Annotated in this window: 18 protein-coding genes and 3 rRNA genes; 4 read left to right on the top strand and 17 right to left on the bottom strand. The window is 29.4% G+C overall.

The features are described 5' to 3' along the window. Window positions 1–12 precede the first annotated feature (12 nt). Window positions 13–663, top strand: a complete 651-nt coding sequence (locus RATSFB_RS00690; RefSeq protein ID WP_014094145.1) for an amino acid ABC transporter permease — start codon at window positions 13–15, stop codon at window positions 661–663. Continuing rightward, a complete protein-coding gene (locus tag RATSFB_RS00685; RefSeq protein WP_014094144.1) occupies window positions 650–1,366 on the top strand; it encodes an amino acid ABC transporter ATP-binding protein in 717 nt (238 codons plus the stop codon). The genes RATSFB_RS00690 and RATSFB_RS00685 overlap by 14 nt, the downstream gene beginning before the upstream one ends. Window positions 1,367–1,398: 32 nt before the next feature. Here the strand turns inward: RATSFB_RS00685 and RATSFB_RS00680 are convergent, their stop codons facing one another. The 6 genes from RATSFB_RS00680 to RATSFB_RS00655 all read right to left on the bottom strand — a co-directional run bounded on the left by RATSFB_RS00680 (window position 1,399) and on the right by RATSFB_RS00655 (window position 9,589). After that, window positions 1,399–2,295 carry a phosphatase PAP2 family protein gene (locus RATSFB_RS00680; RefSeq protein ID WP_014094143.1) on the bottom strand — a complete coding sequence of 299 codons (897 nt, stop codon included), beginning with the start codon at window positions 2,293–2,295 and terminating at the stop codon, window positions 1,399–1,401. A 1-nt stretch (window position 2,296) separates the two neighbouring features. Beyond that, complete coding sequence (locus tag RATSFB_RS00675; protein ID WP_014094142.1) at window positions 2,297–3,589, bottom strand: alkaline phosphatase family protein; 1,293 nt, start codon at window positions 3,587–3,589, stop codon at window positions 2,297–2,299. 255 nt (window positions 3,590–3,844) lie between these two features. Then, entirely contained in the window at window positions 3,845–4,750 is a 906-nt protein-coding gene (locus tag RATSFB_RS00670) for a CPBP family glutamic-type intramembrane protease (RefSeq protein ID WP_014094141.1), read from the bottom strand. Between the two features lie 68 nt (window positions 4,751–4,818). Then, window positions 4,819–4,935, bottom strand: a 5S ribosomal RNA gene (gene rrf, locus RATSFB_RS00665). A 57-nt stretch (window positions 4,936–4,992) separates the two neighbouring features. Further along, a 23S ribosomal RNA gene (locus tag RATSFB_RS00660) occupies window positions 4,993–7,886 on the bottom strand. Window positions 7,887–8,070: 184 nt separating this feature from the next. Continuing rightward, window positions 8,071–9,589: ribosomal RNA gene (locus tag RATSFB_RS00655) — 16S ribosomal RNA — on the bottom strand. Together the 16S, 23S and 5S rRNA genes form the textbook arrangement of a ribosomal RNA operon. A 211-nt stretch (window positions 9,590–9,800) precedes the next feature. Between RATSFB_RS00655 and RATSFB_RS00650 the strand changes: the two genes are divergently transcribed. Beyond that, window positions 9,801–10,223, top strand: a complete 423-nt coding sequence (locus RATSFB_RS00650; RefSeq protein ID WP_044035459.1) for a hypothetical protein — start codon at window positions 9,801–9,803, stop codon at window positions 10,221–10,223. A 9-nt stretch (window positions 10,224–10,232) separates the two neighbouring features. Here RATSFB_RS00650 and RATSFB_RS00645 read toward each other — a convergent pair whose 3' ends face one another. From RATSFB_RS00645 to RATSFB_RS00600, 11 genes are all read right to left on the bottom strand, one after another. Further along, entirely contained in the window at window positions 10,233–11,330 is a 1,098-nt protein-coding gene (locus RATSFB_RS00645) for a hypothetical protein (RefSeq protein ID WP_014094139.1), read from the bottom strand. Window positions 11,331–11,382: 52 nt separating this feature from the next. Continuing rightward, window positions 11,383–11,814: a hypothetical protein gene (locus RATSFB_RS00640; RefSeq protein WP_014094138.1), complete on the bottom strand. Its 432-nt coding sequence runs from the start codon at window positions 11,812–11,814 to the stop codon at window positions 11,383–11,385. A gap of 76 nt (window positions 11,815–11,890) precedes the next feature. After that, complete coding sequence (locus RATSFB_RS00635) at window positions 11,891–13,069, bottom strand: ABC transporter permease (protein WP_014094137.1); 1,179 nt, start codon at window positions 13,067–13,069, stop codon at window positions 11,891–11,893. 17 nt (window positions 13,070–13,086) lie between these two features. Continuing rightward, on the bottom strand, window positions 13,087–13,746 hold the full coding sequence (locus RATSFB_RS00630; protein WP_014094136.1) for an ABC transporter ATP-binding protein: 660 nt from the start codon (window positions 13,744–13,746) through the stop codon (window positions 13,087–13,089). Then, the gene (locus tag RATSFB_RS00625) at window positions 13,743–15,062 is read right to left on the bottom strand and encodes an efflux RND transporter periplasmic adaptor subunit (protein ID WP_014094135.1); all 1,320 of its coding nucleotides are present in this window, start codon (window positions 15,060–15,062) and stop codon (window positions 13,743–13,745) included. The genes RATSFB_RS00630 and RATSFB_RS00625 overlap by 4 nt, the downstream gene beginning before the upstream one ends. 185 nt (window positions 15,063–15,247) lie before the next feature. After that, window positions 15,248–16,267, bottom strand: a complete 1,020-nt coding sequence (locus tag RATSFB_RS00620) for a hypothetical protein (protein WP_044035458.1) — start codon at window positions 16,265–16,267, stop codon at window positions 15,248–15,250. Window positions 16,268–16,341: 74 nt separating this feature from the next. Continuing rightward, window positions 16,342–17,256, bottom strand: a complete 915-nt coding sequence (locus RATSFB_RS00615) for a hypothetical protein (protein ID WP_014094133.1) — start codon at window positions 17,254–17,256, stop codon at window positions 16,342–16,344. Window positions 17,257–17,271: 15 nt separating this feature from the next. Next, a complete protein-coding gene (locus RATSFB_RS00610) occupies window positions 17,272–18,174 on the bottom strand; it encodes a hypothetical protein (RefSeq protein ID WP_014094132.1) in 903 nt (300 codons plus the stop codon). Between the two features lie 45 nt (window positions 18,175–18,219). Next, the gene (locus tag RATSFB_RS07375; protein WP_173362852.1) at window positions 18,220–18,384 is read right to left on the bottom strand and encodes a hypothetical protein; all 165 of its coding nucleotides are present in this window, start codon (window positions 18,382–18,384) and stop codon (window positions 18,220–18,222) included. Between the two features lie 182 nt (window positions 18,385–18,566). Next, entirely contained in the window at window positions 18,567–19,367 is an 801-nt protein-coding gene (locus RATSFB_RS00605) for a DUF11 domain-containing protein (protein WP_014094131.1), read from the bottom strand. A gap of 225 nt (window positions 19,368–19,592) precedes the next feature. Next, on the bottom strand, window positions 19,593–20,441 hold the full coding sequence (locus RATSFB_RS00600) for a YitT family protein (RefSeq protein WP_014094130.1): 849 nt from the start codon (window positions 20,439–20,441) through the stop codon (window positions 19,593–19,595). Between the two features lie 148 nt (window positions 20,442–20,589). On the opposite strand from RATSFB_RS00600, the gene RATSFB_RS00595 reads away from it, so the two are divergent. After that, on the top strand, window positions 20,590–20,949 hold the full coding sequence (locus tag RATSFB_RS00595; RefSeq protein WP_014094129.1) for a DUF1540 domain-containing protein: 360 nt from the start codon (window positions 20,590–20,592) through the stop codon (window positions 20,947–20,949). The last annotated feature ends 50 nt before the right edge of the window (window positions 20,950–20,999 follow it).

Genomic DNA, 20,999 nt, shown 5'->3' with positions numbered 1-20,999 from the left:
AGGTAACAATTTTTGAATTTCAATTTTTTAATAAAATATTATCCATTCTTTTTAGACGGAGTTAAAATAACTTTACTTTTAGCTTTAATTACAATAATATTCGGAAGTATAATTGGTCTTATACTATGTATACTAAAAATTTCAAAATATAAAATATTACGAACAATAGGATCTATATATATTGAAATTATTCGTGGAACCCCACTAATTGTTCAATTAATTATTATACATTATGGTTTAAAAATTAATATGACAGAACTTACATCAGCCTCTATTGCACTTTCATTAAATAGTGCTGCCTATATAGCTGAAATAATGAGAGCTGGTATAGTATCTATAAATAAAGGGCAAATGGAAGCTGCTAAAAGCCTCGGAATGAATCAATTTACTGCAATGAAACTTATTATAATTCCCCAAGCTATTAAAAATATACTACCAGCACTTGCAAATGAATTTGTAGTACTTATAAAGGAGTCAGCAATTGTTTCTTATATAGGTCTTGCAGATTTAATGTACAAAGCAAACCAAATAAGGAGTTTAACTTATTTAACTTTAGAACCTCTATTAGTTGCTGCACTAATATATTTAGTAATAACATTTACTTTATCAAAATTTATACATTATTTTGAAAGGAAATTAAATAGAGATAATGATTCAAATTAAAAATTTAAATAAATATTTTGGCAAACATCATGTACTTAAAGATATTTCATACAACATAAAAAAAGGTGATGTCATATCTATTATTGGTCCAAGCGGTTCTGGAAAGAGCACTTTACTAAGATGTATGAATTTACTAGAAATACCCACTAGTGGAGAAATTATTTTTCAAAATACTAATATACAAAAAACTAATATAAATAAAATTAGAGAAAATATGGGAATGGTTTTTCAACACTTTAACTTATTTCCACATATGACTGTGCTTGAAAATATAACCTTAGGACCTATTAAGGTTAAAAATATACCTAGAGAAGAAGCCAATAAACTAGCAATAAATTTACTTGAAAAAGTAGGATTAGTCGACAAAAAAGATATTTATCCATCAAAATTATCTGGTGGGCAAAAACAAAGAATTGCAATAGCAAGATCTCTTGCAAATAAACCAAATGTATTATTATTTGATGAACCTACTTCTGCATTAGATCCAGAAATGGTTAAAGAAGTTCTTTACGTCATGCGTGAACTTGCTAATGAAGGTATGACTATGGTTATAGTTACCCATGAAATAAACTTTGCAAAAGAGGTATCAAATAAAATAGTTTTCATGGATGATGGAAAAATAATCGAAGAAAATTCACCAAACGAATTTTTCAATAATACAAAAAGCGATCGTGCTAAAGAATTTTTAAGTAAGGTATTATAAAAAACAGCTTAGAACAAATTTCTAAGCTGTTTTTATTTTCTATATTTAGTATTTGTTATTTCATAAGCTTCCTTATAATAAAGATTACTTAATTTGAAAATAAGAGGAATAGCTCCAAACATCCAAAATCCTAATATTAGATACTTTATAACATAAAAAAATAATGGTAAATAAAACATTTTAAATATGTAATTAAGAACTACAAATAATAGTATTGTTGTAGATGCACCTATTATAATCTTCATTACATTATCTACATTACTTGCTTCAGGAGAAAAATTCACATATCTATATTCAAATAAATGCCCCAAAAAAACTCCTATAAATATTCCCATAGTTTTATAATAATCAACTCCTATAACATTATTACCAACAAGGAATATCCCTAAAAATAATATTAAAACCAAACTTCCTATAAATATATTAGTCTTAAATATATCAAGTTTTATTAACACTTCATTTAAAATTATAGAAACTATAATAGCTAATATAATTCCACCTAAAACATCTATAGGCCAATGAAGACCCAAATATATTCTCGATAATCCAACTAAAAATATAACAATAATACTTATAAAAAATACCATCTTGCTTCTTGTAAATATAGATAAACTTGTACCAAAAACCGTTATATTTTGTGTATGCCCACTTGGAAAAGAATAACCTGTAGCTGAAAACTCTCCAACCGACTCTATACCATCAACTCCAATAGGACGAGGCGACTGCACTAAGTTTTTAACAATATTATTCAAAACTCCTGAACATGACATAATAATAGCAAGCTTAAATCCTATATCCTTATTATAACACCAATAAATAATACATATAACAAATACTGGGATATAAAAACTTCCTAATGATGTTATAATCAGCATAATAAAATTTAATATATCAGAGGAAAAACTCTGTAAAAAATGTATTAATTCCAAATCAATGCTCCTCCAGAATATCTTTAATTATCCTACCACTACTTCTAAAATCAAGTTTCATGAATGAAGCTATAGTAGGTGCAATATCCACTAAACTACATTCATTTAATTCAACACCTTTTTTAATTCTATAACCATGGTTAATAAATATCCCTTGAGAATTCTCATAGTCATTAGAATATCCATAAAATGATTTATTAATCCTATCACTAATATATAGAGATTGTGTCATATCATCTATAAATTCACTTTTATTTAGTTCCTCACTAAAAATACAGAAAATATTTCCTTGTATTCTGAAGGAAAATTCATCTAAATCAAACCTTTCATACTCAGATACTTCATAAACAGCTTTAATATAATTACTATATTTTTTCATTATATCATCTAAAAACACTTTAACTTTACCGTAATCATTTATATTATTTGGTTGTTTTAAATATATAAATGCACTTCCACCTTCACAATGTGCATAAGCTATGTAATTATTAATTCTTCCTCTTTTATTAACACTTATTAATCCATTCTTAAGAAATATATAATTAATATTTATTATATATTTACATTCACATGGACCTCCTCCTGATACTAATGATATCGTTAAATTATTTAATATATTTTTATTATCACACCATACGAGTAAATCCCCTAGCTTACGATCAATATTCCTTAATGCATCTAGTGAATTTTTTTCACAATTCATTCCATATCTCTGTCTTACATAGTCCAGATGATCAAGATTCATAAATATAACATTAGATTTTTTACTTTCTAAAATCTCCATCGCTAAAATGGAAGAAAAATTATCAGAATCTGGTTGTATCCCAACTCTCAATACACTCGAATATTTAAATATATTTTTAAGCATATAAAAAGAAGAACCTTTTACAATTCCCCTAAATAAATCCTTTATATTTACACTATTATTAATATCAGAAAAATTATATTTAAAATTACTATAACCCATATTAGGCCAAGAAATCAAACTAACATTATTACCTTCACTCTTAAATAAATCTAATATATTTGGAGATTGAATATCTTCATACTCTTTATGCCTATATTTCCTAACTTTAACATTATAATTATTAAAATAAATTCCATGTTTTTCGGGAAATTCTCCAGTAAGAATTGTTGTATTAACTGGATTTTTAAAATTAGGATACTGATTTTTAACCTTTCTAACAACTGAACCTTTGGAAATAATATAATTAAAATTTTCAAATTCTTTCAGCATATCATAATCTCTACTTATTAAAGAATTAACGAAAACAACTAAGAGATATTGCTTCATAACTAATCACCTTTTTTAAAATATAAAAGTCAAAAATCATATATAAAATTAATACAAATTGGGGGCTCTACCACAAAAATGTGGTAGAGAGGGGAATTTTCAGATGTATCTATCCTTTGGGATTATGAATTCAACACATCTTATGCTCTATAATTTTTATAGAGCACACTTTATTTATACCATATATTACTACAAAATTCAACTATTCAAAATATAATTAAAAACTAAAAAATTTAAAATTTCTACAAATATTAATTATTTTTTCTTAGAATTATACAATATAAATACGATAATTGTTAAAATAATAATTATAATTAAAGAATATTTGCTATTTTCAATATTATAAATGAAATTATTTGAATCCATCCCTGTATAAAAAATAGAATTTAATTTTATTGGTTTATCTTCTATTGATAGTACATACTGCTTGAAAAATTTATAGGTTGCATGCAATGAAACTGTGATAATTATATTTTTGTACATCAAAAATATAATTGATAAAAATATATTAAAAACAAAAATATAAATCAAATATATTCCTACTCTTTGATAATTTATAAAATATATAAAAGTATAAAGTAAAGAAGCCAAAAATAAAGATAAATAAATATTATATCTAAAATTAAGTATATTAATAAGCCAAGATTTATATAAAATCTCTAAAAAAAATGTTTGTATATAAACAAATATAAATACTACTAAAAGCTGTAAAAGATTTATAAAACTAATTTCAGTATTAAATTTTAAAAATAAAACCTTATCTTTTATAATAAATACAGATACCAACAAAAATAAAAAAATTATTGATAGTATCAAACCCTTTATATTAGAAAATAAAAAATTTTCCTTAATTCCTACAAATAGAAAATTTAATTTTCTCTCTTCAATCACCAATATATAAATAATTAATATTAATAAAATAGAAAAATTAGGTAAAAACAATTTATAAAATAATTCATATAATAAATTTAATTCATTAAAATTAAACTTACTTTTTAGAAAATTACTAATAATCTGTGACAATATTGGAGAAAAAAAATAATATATACTCAGTACTATAATGAATACAACATAAAACCTAGGTTTAAATTTACTCTCATCAGTTCCAATATTATTTGAATTAAAATCCATATTATTATGATTTAAATTATAATTTAACATAATTCCTCCAAATAATATATAGTAAGTAAACAAAAAGAAGTAAGAGCGATGCTCTTACTTCTGAAACAAACTGGCAATGACTTACTCTTCCATAGGGGTAACCCTAAAGTACCATCAGCACAGTGTAGCTTAACCTTCCTGTTCGGTATGGATAGGGGTGTTACCTACACGTTATAATCACCAGATACTGAGAAATATTTTAATCTCTCAAAATTGTATATAAATAATAACTTGCTAAGTATTTGGTCAAGCCCTCGACCTATTAGTATAAATCAGCTAAATATGTTACCATACTTACACCTTTTACCTATCAACCTTGTGTTCTTCAAGGGGTCTTACTAGCTTACGCTATGGGAGATCTTATCTTGAGGTGGGCTTCACGCTTAGATGCCTTCAGCGTTTATCCCTTCCTAACTTAGCTACCCAGCCGTGCTCCTGGCGGAACAACTGGTTCACCATTGGTTAGTCCATCCCGGTCCTCTCGTACTAAGGACAGCTCCTCTCAAATCTCCTGCGCCCGCGACGGATAGGGACCGAACTGTCTCACGACGTTCTGAACCCAGCTCGCGTGCCGCTTTAATGGGCGAACAGCCCAACCCTTGGGACCTACTTCAGCCCCAGGATGCGACGAGCCGACATCGAGGTGCCAAACCTCCCCGTCGATGTGAACTCTTGGGGGAGATCAGCCTGTTATCCCCGAGGTAGCTTTTATCCGTTGAGCGATGGCCCTCCCACGAGGTACCACCGGATCACTAAGTCCTACTTTCGTACCTGCTCCACTTGTAGGTGTCGCAGTCAAGCTTCTTTATGCCTTTACGCTCTACGAAGGATTTCCATCCCTTCTGAAGAAACCTTTGAACGCCTCCGTTACTCTTTTGGAGGCGACCGCCCCAGTCAAACTGCCCATCTAACAGTGTCCTGTACCCAGTTCATGGATTCCAGTTAGAATTTCAGTAATATCAGGGTGGTATCCCAACATCGACTCCTCTAAATCTGGCGATCTAGATTCCCAGTCTCCCACCTATCCTGTACAAATATTACCAAAACTCAATGCTAAACTACAGTAAAGCTCTACGGGGTCTTTCCGTCCAATCGCGGGTAGCAAGCATCTTCACTTGCACTACAATTTCGCCGGATTTGCAGTTGAGACAGTGCCCAAGTCATTACGCCATTCGTGCGGGTCAGAACTTACCTGACAAGGAATTTCGCTACCTTAGGACCGTTATAGTTACGGCCGCCGTTTACTGGGGCTTAAGTTCACCGCTTCTCTTACGATAACAGCTCCCCTTAACCTTCCAGCACCGGGCAGGCGTCAGCCCCTATACTTAAGCTTTCGCTTTTGCAGAGACCTGTGTTTTTGATAAACAGTTGCTTGGGCCTATTCTCTGCGACCATATCTCTATGGCACCCCTTCTCGCTAACTTACGGGGTCAATTTGCCGAGTTCCTTAACTGCAATTCTTCCGCTGGTCTTTGGATTCTCACCTCGCCTACCTGTGTCGGTTTGTGGTACGGGCACTAATTATCTACCTAGAAGTTTTTCTCGTCAGTGTGAAATCAGATACTTCGACTCATTCGTCTCCCCATAAAGAATCAACTTAAACACATATATGGATTTTCCTCTATATGCTATCTCTTCTCTTAGACCAACCTCCATCTGTTGGCTATCCTATCCTTCTGCTTCCCTCCATCGATCAATCAATAATTAGTGGTATCGGAATCTCTACCGATTGTCCATCACTTACGCCTTTCGACCTCAGCTTAGGTCCCGACTTACCCTGGGCGGACGAACCTTCCCCAGGAAACCTTAGGCTTTCGACCATTAGGATTCTCACCTAATTCTCGCTACTTATGCCAACATTCTCTCTTGTATAAAATCCACTATTGCTCTCGCTTTAGCTTCAGCTCTTATACAACGCTCCCCTACCAATGTTTCCATTCCACAGCTTCGGTGATGAGTTTTAGCCCCGTTTATCTTCGGCGCAGAAACTCTCGACTAGTGAGCTATTACGCACTCTTTAAATGAATGGCTGCTTCTAAGCCAACATCCTAGTTGTCTTAGAATCTCCACATCCTTTACCACTTAACTCATACTTTGGGACCTTAGCTGGTGATCTGGGCTTTTTCCCTTTTGTCCAAGAATCTTATCACTCTTAGACTGACTGCTAATAAACAAATATAGGCATTCGGAGTTTAATAAGGTTCGGTAACCTTACGGCCCCTAGCCCATTTAGTGCTCTACCTCCTATATTCTATAAATTAACGCTAGCCCTAAAGCTATTTCGGGGAGAACCAGCTATCTCCGAGTTCGATTGGAATTTCTCCGCTATCCACAATTCATCCCATGGTTTTTCAACACCAACGTGGTTCGGTCCTCCACGAAGTTTTACCTTCGCTTCAACCTGATCATGGATAGGTCACCCGGTTTCGGGTCTACAACATGCAACTATTCGCGCTATTAACACTCGATTTCTCTTCGACTCCAGTCCTTAAGACCTTAATCTCGCTACACATCGTAACTCGTTGGCTCGTTCTACAAAAAGCACCTCATCACACATATTACGTGCTCTGAGCGGTTGTAAGCACACAGTTTCAGGTTCTATTTCACTCCCCTTCCGGGGTTCTTTTCACCTTTCCCTCACGGTACTACTCCACTATCGGTCATCAGGTAGTATTTAGCCTTGGGTGGTGGTCCACCCTGCTTCCCACAAGGTTTCTCGTGTCTCGTGGTACTCTGGGTAAGTCCCTCTCAATTTCAGTTTTAAATTACGTGGCTTTTACACTCTTTGGCTTAGATTTCCATCTATATTCATCTAACTTACTCTCTCAATTATAGACTCCCTCAACCCCCAAGTTTCCTTGGGTTTGGGCTCTTCCCCTTTCGCTCGCCGCTACTTAGGGAATCGATATTTCTTTCTCTTCCTACAGGTACTTAGATGTTTCAGTTCCCTGCGTCTACCCTCTAATAACTATTTATTCATTACTAGATACATAGTCTCTCACTATGTGGGTTCCCCCATTCGGAAATCTACGGATCAATAACTATTTGCGTCTACCCGTAGCTTATCGCAGCTTATCACGTCCTTCATCAGCTCCTGATGCCAAGTCATCCTCTGTGCGCTCTTAGTAGCTTGACCTATTTGTTATATATTTTTTCCAGCTCTTAAATTACTATTGCTAATAATTTAACTTGCTACCTTTCGCATTATTTACTATTTATATACAATTTTCAAAGATCTTTATTTCTTTTATTAAGTAACCTCTATATTATTAGGTCACTCACAATTGAATAGGAAAAAGTTCTCTCTTTCATTTCCTTAGAAAGGAGGTGATCCAGCCGCAGGTTCTCCTACGGCTACCTTGTTACGACTTCACCCCAATCACTGACCCCACCTTAGACTGCTGCCTCCTTTCGGTTAGCCCACAGGTTTCGGGTGTTGCCAACTCTCATGGTGTGACGGGCGGTGTGTACAAGACCCGGGAACGTATTCACCGCGACATTCTGATTCGCGATTACTAGCAACTCCATCTTCATACAGGCGAGTTTCAGCCTGCAATCCGAACTGAGATGAGTTTTATAAGTTTTGCTCACTATCGCTAGCTTGCTTCTCTTTGTTCTCACCATTGTAGCACGTGTGTAGCCCTAAACGTAAGGGGCATGATGATTTGACGTCATCCCCACCTTCCTCCTAGTTAACCTAGGCTGTCTCGCTAAAGTGCTCAGCTTAACCTGTTAGCAATTAACAACAAGGGTTGCGCTCGTTGCGGGACTTAACCCAACATCTCACGACACGAGCTGACGACAACCATGCACCACCTGTATCCTTGCTCTTGCGAGCTTCCCTCATTACAAGGTAATTCAAGGTATGTCAAGTTTAGGTAAGGTTCTTCGCGTTGCTTCGAATTAAACCACATGCTCCGCTGCTTGTGCGGGTCCCCGTCAATTCCTTTGAGTTTTAATCTTGCGATCGTACTCCTCAGGCGGGGTACTTATTGCGTTTGCGACGGCACGGATTGTTATTCACAACCCACACCTAGTACCCATCGTTTACAGCATGGACTACCAGGGTATCTAATCCTGTTTGCTCCCCATGCTCTCATGCCTCAGCGTCAGTTACAGTCCAGTAAGTCGCCTTCGCCACTGGTGTTCTTCCTAATCTCTACGCATTTCACCGCTACACTAGGAATTCCACTTACCTCTCCTGCACTCTAGTTAAACAGTTTTATATGCTTTCTACAGGTTAAGCCTATATATTTAACATATAACTTATTTAACCGCCTACGCATCCTTTACGCCCAGTTATTCCGAACAACGCTTGCCACCTACGTATTACCGCGGCTGCTGGCACGTAGTTAGCCGTGGCTTCCTCTGCAGGTACCGTCCTTCCTCTTCCCTGCTAACAGAGCTTTACAATCCGAAAACCTTCTTCACTCACGCGGCGTTGCTGCATCAGGGTTTCCCCCATTGTGCAATATTCCCCACTGCTGCCTCCCGTAGGAGTATGGACCGTGTCTCAGTTCCATTGTGGCCGTTCATCCTCTCAGACCGGCTACACATCGTCGCCTAGGTAAGCTCTTACCTCACCTACTAGCTAATGTGCCGCAGACTCCTCCTATATCAATAAATCTTTCACTATATAATCATGCAACTATATAGCTGTATGCGGTATTAATCCAACTTTCATCGGGCTATCCCCCAATATAGGACAGATTATCTACGTGTTACTCACCCGTTCGCTGCTAAGGTACATAGAGCAAGCTCCATCTACCTCCGCTCAACTTGCATGTGTTAGGCACGCCGCCAGCGTTCGTCCTGAGCCAGGATCAAACTCTTATCCTTCTCTCATTCTCTCAAAATTAACGTTGACTTTCTCGTTTCCTCTTCCCTATTCAATTGTCAATGATCTATCTAATATCTCTCGGCTTCTACCAGCCAACTAACTCATAGTACCAAACTTACCTCCCCTATGTCAATACTTTTTTTATTTTTTTTCATATTTCTATTTTTAATTCAATATATTTATATAAAAATTAATCTCGAGGTTCAGAATATGAAAATATTTATTATCTTAATTATATCAATATCTGTAATGATTTTATATCTTTTTAATAAAATCGAAAAACAAAAAATAAAAATTTTATATTTAACTAAACAAAATCATTTATTACTAAAAAAAATCAATGATTCAAAAAATATTTACGACAATATGAATCATATTAAAAACCTTGAACTTAAACCAATACCATTAAATATAAAAAATGTATATATTAAAAATATTACACCAATAAGACTGGCACCATTTGATTTTTCTCCAAAAATATTGGACTTATCTAAAAATTCCAGATTAAATATAATTTCAAAAATATACATAATGGATGTATTATGGTATGAAATTTTAATAATCAATCAAGATAAAAATAAGCTAACTGGATGGGTAAAAGACTGCAATATAAATTTCATATACACCAGTTAATTTGATTTTCTATACTATGTATTCGTCATTTAAAAAATATTTTTTTAAGAAATATATAAAACTTAAAACTATTAAGATAAAGAATACAAATATGAATAAGAAATTTATACTCAAATACATGTTTTCATTATAAATAGCTTCGTACCCTCTAACTATATTTAAAAATTTACCGTAGGATAGAAATGATATACTTGAATATCTAGTATATAACATACCAAACATACTGAATAAAAAAATAAATGCTCCAATAATTTTCATATAATACTTTGTAAATATTAAATCAATTATTTTTATAAAACTAACAATAAAGGCTATATATAATACTTCCAATAACAAAACTCTAAAAATAGCAATGTGTAGAGGAATAATGTCATTTACAGCTGATACATTGTTATTGAAATTATAAATATTAAAATCCTGCACAATTCTAACTGGGTAGTATATATCTGTTTTGTCATCTAATGCTATGCAACAAATTAGACTAAATATTTGTATACACAATATAGGTATACAACTAACGAACATCGTTTTTGAAAATCCTATGTATTTTACATCACTTATATATAAATAGCATACTCCTAAAACTATACAAGTTAAGAATATTTGATGACCTAAGCTATTAAAAAGAAAGAGAAAATATCTTATAAAGAATCCATCTAGATAATCTAAAGGTTTCTTACCTAAGCTATAATACAAATTATACTCATCAATTTCATTTTTTAAATGTAAGTAACTTTTATTATGAAGTTCATCTTTTTTATTCATAAAATTCTCTGATAATAATTTCTCTTTTTGTAATATTATATTTTTTAGCTCAGCCTTCCAAAATTCTCCTTCCTTACCTACGCTATCAAGTATCTCATTCCTCATTTCATCTAAATAAATAACTTCCCTATTATTCTCCTCTATATTTCCCACAGACATATTATTTATTAAATAATTATACTTATCATTAATTTCATTGTACTTATCTTGCAAAAAATTCAAATTCTCCCTAACACTATGTTGTGTTATTCCCAAAAGTGTAGTTAATAAAAATATAAAATATGATATGAATAATATATAAACAGTCGAAGTATTGTTACGTCTACTAACTATATGGTTCACTATAATCTCCCTCTTAAAACTTAAACAGTAGTAAAAATATTTATTAAGTTAATTATTCTAAAAATTCAATAGCCTTATTTAAATAATTTAAATGATTAGAATACTCATCTATTATTACATTCATAATTTGCTTTGTGCTTTCATCTAAATAATTATTCTGATCATTTATAAATCTAATAGCATTCTCTCTTCCTTGAGAAATAGAATTTATAGAATTTTTCATAAGATTTAAATCTCTATTTTCTAAAACACTTCTAACATTATTGAATAAATCAATTATTTGATTCTCTATACCTGAATTATTCCCTGAAAAATTACTTGCTAAATTCTTTAGATAAGATTCACGATTATTGTAATACTGCACAATGTTTGAGATGCTGTCTTGAGAAGCATTGATATCACCTATAGTATTCCCAAAATATGCATTATCTAAATTCCCTGTTTCAGTTGAAATATGATTATTAAATTCATCATTATATAACAAAGTAACATTCCCCCTAAAATAAATATATCTTATTATACCTATTTAATAGTTTTTTATTCATTATTAAAAATATCTGTTAATTTGGATTACAACTCTTAATAGCTGGAAATATAGCAAATATAACTCCTGTAACTAAAGAAATTATCAGAATTTTAAACAAATTTATAAAATTAGTACTTAAATTTTCATTTATCACACTTGATAAAAAAATAGTTACCATACTTCCTAATAAAACCCCAAATATCCCCCCTATTAAGGACAATATAAAAGATTCTCGTATAAATTGAATAAATATATCATATTTATTCGCACCGCATATTTTCCTAATGCTTATTTCATTTTTTCTACTATAAATATTAAAAATCATTACATTTGTTATTATAATTCCGCTTATGAAAATAAATATATATCCGGTTATCTTTACTATTTTTGTTATTAAATTATTTACTTCATATATTTTATCTTCTAACCTTAAAAAGTTTTCAAGTTTATATATATCTTTTCTAATGTTATTTTTAACCTTCAAAAAATTAATTATTGATTCCCCAATTAAATTCATATCTTGTTTACTCTTCAGAGAAATATATAAATACTCAAAAAATGGATCTTGGTTAAAATTTTTTATGTATGTTGAAATAGGCACTACTGAAAAAGATAATGTATTTTCATTATCTTTCCATATATTGGATGGATGTTTAATAACTCCAATTACTCTATATTTATACAATTTAGATGGGCATTGCCCTATATAAACTTCTTTATCTATAGAATCTTCTGTTCCAAATAGATTATTACTTGTAACATTGTCGATTATTATTACATTTTCCTTATTTAAACACTCATGTTCTGAAAAGAATCTTCCGTTTACCATATCCATCATCATAAAATCTTTATAATCTTCAGTTCCACCTATAATATAAGATGATAAATCACAGAATTCATTATTTACAATCCCTTTAAAATAAAGCTCTGGAGAAATTGAATTTATAGACAAATTTGAATCCTTCAAAAACTTTATATCATCAAAATTAAAGTAATTTTTAAAACATTTTTCAGAATTTATTACATTTATTTTAATAATATTTTTTCCTATCTTATCTGTGCTAGATGTTAACTTAATCTCCCCAATTTTTAACAATGAAAAAGAAATTATAAGTAAAATAAACCCTGTAATTATTCCAATTATTGATGTAAGCATTCTAAATTTATTTTTAAAAATTAACTTTAAAGATAAATTAATATGATCAATAATCACATATATCTCTCCTATTTTTATACCTTCATTCCATCCCTCAAGTTTATAATCCTACTTCCATAAGAGTATTTATTGAGTTTGTTACCGCTTATTATTAAAGTAGCCCCTTTTTTATTTAAGCCAAATAAAATATTAAATATAATTTCACAATCACTTTCATCTAAATACTCAAAAAGTTCATCTGCTATAATGATATCTCCACCTCCAACAAGGGCTCTTGCTATGCATATCATTTTCCTATCTCTCATACAAAGGGAATCAATATGTAAATATTTATATTTATCTATAGATAGCATAGATAAATATTTAAGTACTCTACTTCTCTTTTCTTCCCTCGAAATTTTTGAATATAAAAGTGGTATACTAACATTTTCAAATAAATTAAGTTCAGGTATTAAACTATCTCCCTCAGGTATAAAACAAAATCTTTCATTTCTAAGTTTAGATAATTCTCTATCATTTTTGCTTCCTATATCTATTCCATAAAATGTATACTTCCCATAATCAAAATCACTAACACATCCCAAAATATTTAATAACGTAGTTTTACCAGATCCTCTATCTCCACATATAAAGATGTAATCTCCAGGATTTATATCAAAAGATACATCATATAAAGCCCTATATTCTAAATTTCTCTTTTTATAAAACTTTGTTATGTTACTAAAATTTATCATTTATTTGATACAACCTTTACCTTTGAGCTGTTAGATAAATTTTTCGGAGGATTTAAAATTATACTATCATTTAAAGTTAATCCCCCAACAATCTCTATGTAATTATTAAAAACCCTACCAGGATATATTGTATTTTTATATGCAATATCATTCTTAACTATAAAAACATACGGAGTATTAGATTCATCGTACAACACACATTCTATAGGTATCCTCAAAATATCCGTGGTGTTGTCTAAATTTATTTTCCCATTTAAATCAAAATCAACCTTCAACTTATCATTAGGATTTAATATCTCAATATCAGCAACCAAATAATTATCCCTCATATCTTCACTAACAATATTTAAATAACTATTAGAATTTACCGCCAAATCACTTATAGAGATTATTTTCCCATTATAAACTCCAATAGGGTCATTTATCACAATCTCCTGACCAATCTTCACGCTCGAAATATTTTGTTGTGGAATTAGAGAAATTCCTTTTACATTTTGAAGATCCTGAAGAACCAATATAACAGATCCCGGTTGAGTATAACTTCCCTCATTTATTTTTACACTAGTTATAACTCCACTAAAATCGGCTGTTATATCTTTAGAAATTTCAATCTTATCTGAAATATTTTTTAAACTGCTCTCTGCCAAAACTATGGCATTATCCAAAAGTTTTATTTGATCATCTGTAATCTCAGGTATATTATCCATTTGTCTCTCTAGCTCTAATGAAATCTTTCTTAATCCTTCGCTCTCTTTTACAAGCTTATCAATCTCATCGCTATAATCAGATAATGTTAAACTATTTTTTGAAGAAATAGCTTTTTTATCTTCAAAAGATTCCTCAAGCTCTGCAATAAAACTTTCATTATCTTCTTGACTCTCCCTAAGTCTATTTATTTCTTCCTGTATAGCTATCCTTTGTTTTTTAAAATTATCTCTTGTTATAATCATCTGATTTTTTTGCAACATAGCATTCTCAAGTTGTATCTTTGCTTGAGTATACTGAGTCATAATATCATTGTTATCAAAAGATAGGAGTTTTTGCCCCTTCTCAACATAATCTCCATGCCTAACATACAACTTTTTAACCCTCAGTTGATTGCCATAATATTCTTTATAATTTTTAGATTTTATAAATACTTTAACATCTATTTGTTCTTGAACATTCCCCGATTGAACTTTACAAACCCTTACATTTATTTCATTTTTAAACTTTATACCTTTAACTACTTTAGACGATAAAAATAAAACTATAAGAGCTGAAAAAATTAATAAAAAAACTACAAATAAGGTAGAACTATTTCTCTTTAAAATCATGTATATATCCTCCTAACAAATGTAGTTGATACTATTTATACACTCACTTATTATTTTCAAATAATTGGTTAATTATTCTGATAATAAGTTTATTCACACTATATTAATAAGTAGTTATATTTACTTAGTTACATTTATTTTCCCCTGTTTAAAATATTTTTATGTAAATACAAAAAAGGATGTAATTAATTACATCCTTTTAATTTCAAGGTTTTAATGTTACTTAAAATTTGAACAATACTCATTACCTTAATACCATTACTTTCCTTAAATCCATCAACGTAACTAATTACACCACAATTTATAGAATCACAATCTTCTCTAAATGAACCAACCATTATAATGTCAATTTCCTCACCTGCACAAAGATCATCAAATTTTATAACAACTCTTCTTCCGCATATACTAATACTTTCTTTATTTATATATTTCCCATTTACGAAAATGGCATTTTCATAAATATTAACACTTCTTGGAAATACATCTTTAAATAATATTTTACTTGAAGTAGTATTCCCAACGTTTTTAAGTTTAAAGCTAAAAATTATATGCTTTCGGTTACATTTACTAAATATAACAGCATTTTGAGTGAATTTTATCTCTCCAAGTTCGTTAATATTTAAATTTTTATCGATTTGTGATAAATCTCCTAAATTTGATATGATTTGAGATAACTTAAATCCATAAGATGTATCCGCCCTCTCCTCATCTTTAAAATCAACATGATTATTTGAAATATCACACAAACTAAATTCTAAATGTCTATCACTATTTATCGAATATATATTTTCAAGTATTCCCTTCTTATATATATTTGGAAAAAATTTCATACCATCTAATAAAAATTGATTAATATCACAACTATAATTCCCACAACTATCTAATATTAAGTTGTTTGCAATACTGTAAGGATTCTCTCCTGATTTTTTCAAGTTTATTTCCAAAAAATATTTTTGTATATCAAGACATTTTTTATCTTCAAATAAACTGGAATCATCGCAATTTACATCAATTTTATCCTCTTTAAAATCACAATTTACATCAAAACATATACTACATTCATCTGAATTAACATGATTTAAATTTTGACTTTCTTCCATAATGTTTTGAATGTTTAAAAAAGTAAACGAATCTCCTTCAATTTCAAAAGATTCATCACAAATTTTCATAACATTATTAATATCATTAATTTTATTCGTATCCATAAACTCCGTCCTTAGAAAAATAATAAACCATCTTACTTAGACTATATGAGAATAAAATAAAAAAGTTACTTAATTTAAATCATATCTTCTAAATTTAATGCATTACTTAAAAGAGTATAAACATTTGTTGTTAATGTATTATCTTGCTTATTTAATAAATTATTAGAAACGTAGGTTAATGCACCTACATTTAAACCGGTATCTCTTACTTTATCTATTAAACACACAATGCTAATTTCAATACTTTCTCCATCTTTTATAACGGGTAATTTTATGAATAATCTCCGACCATTTAAATTAATACATTCATCATCATAATGCTTACCATTTAAAAGAACACCTTTAAATAAAACACCCTGTGGAAGTATATCCTTAAATAAAACCCTTCTTGCCGGTAAAACTATTTTAGCTGGAACACTCAAACTTGATATATTAAATATGAAAGTTACACGATTAAATGAATCATAACGTTCTAAATTTATTTTTTGAGTTATTGTAAGTTCTGGTTCAGATATATTATCAAAATTTTCTCCATTTAATTTACCATCTAAAGATATTTGGTCAATATCTAAGAGATTATTCATAATTTGAGATAGCTTAAATCCATTTGAAATATCAATATATAAATATCTTTTATTTAAATCTCTTGGAGGAATTAAATTCTCATTTCTATCTTGATGAGTTTTATATAAATTAATTTTTACATATCTATCATCATTCAAAGAAGATAATATAAATGAAAATCCATTAGAATTAAACCTAAGCGGTTCAACTACTGAGTTTAATTCTGTAGATCTATAATCATAGTAATAATCTCCCCAGTTATCTAAAATAAGGTCATTAATTATCTCTGAGTTTTCACCAGGAGCTTTGTTAACCAAATAAATTACATATTTTTTATTATCTTGATTAGTATTATTATTTAAATTTTCATTACCTTGTAAATAATGCGGAGTAATCTCTGATTCAGTTTCTACGAAATCATTCATATTTGAATTACTCCTTTACCCGAAAATTTTTTTAGTATTGCTAATATCATTTATAACTAAAGTTCTAGAACTAGTTGTATTTGTTTCATCATTAACTCCATAATAAGAAACATAACTTATGCATCCGACATTAAAATTCTTGGAGTCATTACATGAATTTTCAAAACAGACCAAAACCAGAGAAACAACATCATTTTCATCGATATTTTGAAGTGTTAACAATAATTCTCTTCCATTTATTGTATAATTATCCCTAGATATTCTAACCATCTGAGAATTATTGTTTTTAATATACATCCCTCTATTACATAAAGTTAAACCATTTGGGATAATATCTTTAAACAGTACCTTTTGAGCAATGAATTCCCCAACATTTTTAATATTAAAATTAAATAAAAAATATTTTGTATTTCCTCTTATTATTGAAAAAGCTCTCTGATTAATAATTAAACGTGCACCTGTTTTAATTATAGTATCTGTTAATTGTGCATCTCCATTTGTTCCATTTGTAATATTAAGTGTACTCATATCTCCTATATTATTCATAACTTGAGATAACTTAAATCCATATGGAGTATCCATGCATTTATTTAAATCAGAAATATCACTTGATGATGCTTCTAAATCAAGTTCTAACATTTTATCATCATTAACCGTGTTAATATCTACTAAAAGTCCTTCTATATTAAGCGGAGGAGAAAATGCTCCGTTATCCAAAGTATTTGTACCTTGAGGTTTTAATATATACACATTACCTAAATTATCTAAAATAAGCTGGTTACTTATTCCAAAAAAATTATTTGAAGGATGAACCAACTTAATATCAAGTTTTACATCAGTGATATTAGCATTTACTCTAAAATCACCATTATTCTTAAATTCATTTATATCTATATCTTTTAACTTATCTTGCTCCATTTTAATAACCTCATAACATAAATTTATAAATTTAATTTAATCATTCTACTTATCTAAAATTTCCTCTATTTTATAATAACTTCCATTTCCTCCTCTAAAATTTGAACTTAAATTATCTCCTAAAATAATTTTTTCAATTTCATATATTGAAAATGGAACCTCATTATCAAATACCTCTCTATTAACTCTTTTAAAAACATTATTATCCATAATATCGCTCCCATTTTAATTTTTAAAAAAGTGCCCTAATTCAAAGGCACTTTAAGATTTATTATTTTAATTAAATTAATTATTTTTCGTACCCACATACTAAAATAAAATTATTAAGTTTTTATTTTAAATATATGTTTATCCATTATTAAATGTTACTAAATTATAAATGACTTTATTAACTATTGTATTTCCTTGGAATTACTAGTAATTTGTTTAATTGTTATATCAGCTGTTTGTGCAGTAGTTGCATCTTGAATTACTTTTGAAACATAACTTATAACTCCAACGTTAAACTCATTACACGGTTCACCATTTAGTGCACAAACAATTGTAAGTGTAAGCGTTTCTCCAATCTCTATATCAGGAAGTTTAACAAACAAACTCTTAGAATTAAGCTTCACATCACTACTACTCGCATAAACTGAATTTATATAAACACCTGAAAGTTTCAGACTAACTCCATCAGGCAAAATGTCTTTAAATAATACTTTTCTTGCAACCTCGCTTCCATTATTTTCTATAATAAAATTAAATGTAACTGTTCTATTACCATCATTTAATACAAAAAATCCTGTTTGAGTTAATGATAGATTTGCATCTCCTACTCCAGTCCCATCTTTGAAATTCATACTAATATCATTAAAATCCATTCCTAAATTATTTATAACATCTGACAATTTAAATCCATATGGAGTATCCAAACATTTATAATTTAAATTATAATTAGTTATCTGAGTTGAAGTATTTGATAAATTAATAGTAAGTGTTTTATTTGTATTTAAAGCTTTGAGTATCATAAAAACCCCTTCGTTACCAATCGATAAATTGATAAGACTATTATCAACTAAGGTTTTAGATGGATCATAAGCATAATAAAAGCCTGTATTATCAAGTATAAGCTCATTTGGCAAATTATAAGATTGTGTAAACAATATAAAATTCAATATAAAATTCGTATTTGTTGCAGCTCTATTTTCCAATTTAAAATCTCCTTTTAAATTAATAATTTATGTGTAAATCTAAACCATGATAAAAAAATAAGATGCTCCCGTATTTGGAAGCATCTTCTATATATTTGATCATTGCCCTAATATTTTAACTATTTTATATTTGCATCCTCATACTTTTTAAAAATATTCATAACTTATAAAATATTTTTTAATTCTAATATATGAGAATAATTTTAAATCGTTACAAACTTCGTTTTATATCTCATTAAATCCATTACCCGTAACACTCTTTGTTTCAATGGCAGACAAAAATGCATTAGGATCAAAATTGTGTATCCTTCTTCTCAAACTTACATACTGGTTAATATCTAGAACAGTATAAAGTATATTCTGCTTATCTTTTGTATAGCATCCCTCAGCTTCTATAGAAGTTACCCCCCTTTTTATAAAATTTAAAATATACTCAGTTATTTGATCAGGAGATTTAGTTATTATAAGTACTAAATACTTCTTATTAAATCCAAATATCATCTTATTTACAACTGTAGAAGTAACAAACATAGATATTAGGGAGTATAGTGAATTTGCTATATTTTTCAATAAAAATATAGAAACTATAACTATAATTAAATTAACTGTAAATGTAATATCTCCAATATTTTTGGCAGGGTTTTTCTTCCTTATTATAACAGCTAATATGTCTATTCCACCAGTTGTAGCTCTAACCCTAAACATAAGAGAATACCCAATAGCTGTTATAACTCCTCCAATTACCCCACTTAAAAATACATCATTTATATTAAGTACAGATTTGAGCGGACTTGTCAAATATAAAAATGTAGACAATAAAGTAGTACCAATCACGGAATATATAGTAAATTTTAATGAAACTTTAAAATAACTCAAAATAAATAAAGGAAGATTTAAAATTAAATATAATATACCTGAATTTAAACCTGTCATATATTCTATAAGCATAGCTATACCAGTAAGTCCTCCACTTACAAGTTTAGCATCAGCTAAAAATAAATTTAACCCTACAGATATCAAAAAACAAGCAAAACATATTATACATAATTCATAAAATATAGTCTTGATCCTCATTAAATTCTCCTACCTTATAATTCATAATTATTTATTTAAACATATTGAATTGTTTGATTATTATTAATTTTGTTAATAATAATTAGAATATTATTTGAAAATAAGTTAATAATACTAAAAAATATATTTTTATTAGAGGTGATATATAATGAATGGTTCCCTGAGTTGCTCTGCAAACAATTGCGTCCATTATACCAATAATATGTGTACTGCAAATAAAATTCATATAAGTGGATTAAACGCATCCATAACTCCAGATACTCATTGCTCAACATTTCAAGAAAAAAATTTAGAAAACACTATAAACTCCTTATCTAATTTAAATATAAACGGAGAAATTAAACAATTTTTTACAAACTCTGGTATAGTTATGTATCCAGAAATTGAGTGCGATGCGAAAGCTTGCAAATTCAACGAATCAGGTATGTGCTCCTCCCAAAGTATAAATATTATAGGCAGTGATGCCGCAAACTCAAACTTTACTTATTGTAATACTTTTTGTAAATAAAAACAACATACTTATGGTGTGTTGTTTTTATTTTTAAAAAAATCTTTTAA

Origin of the sequence: Candidatus Arthromitus sp. SFB-rat-Yit (assembly GCF_000283555.1) — a bacterium.
Lineage (GTDB): Bacteria > Bacillota > Clostridia > Clostridiales > Clostridiaceae > Dwaynesavagella.
The sequence above is the reverse complement of the archived record's forward strand: the minus strand, read 5'-3'. Positions and strand labels throughout refer to the sequence as shown.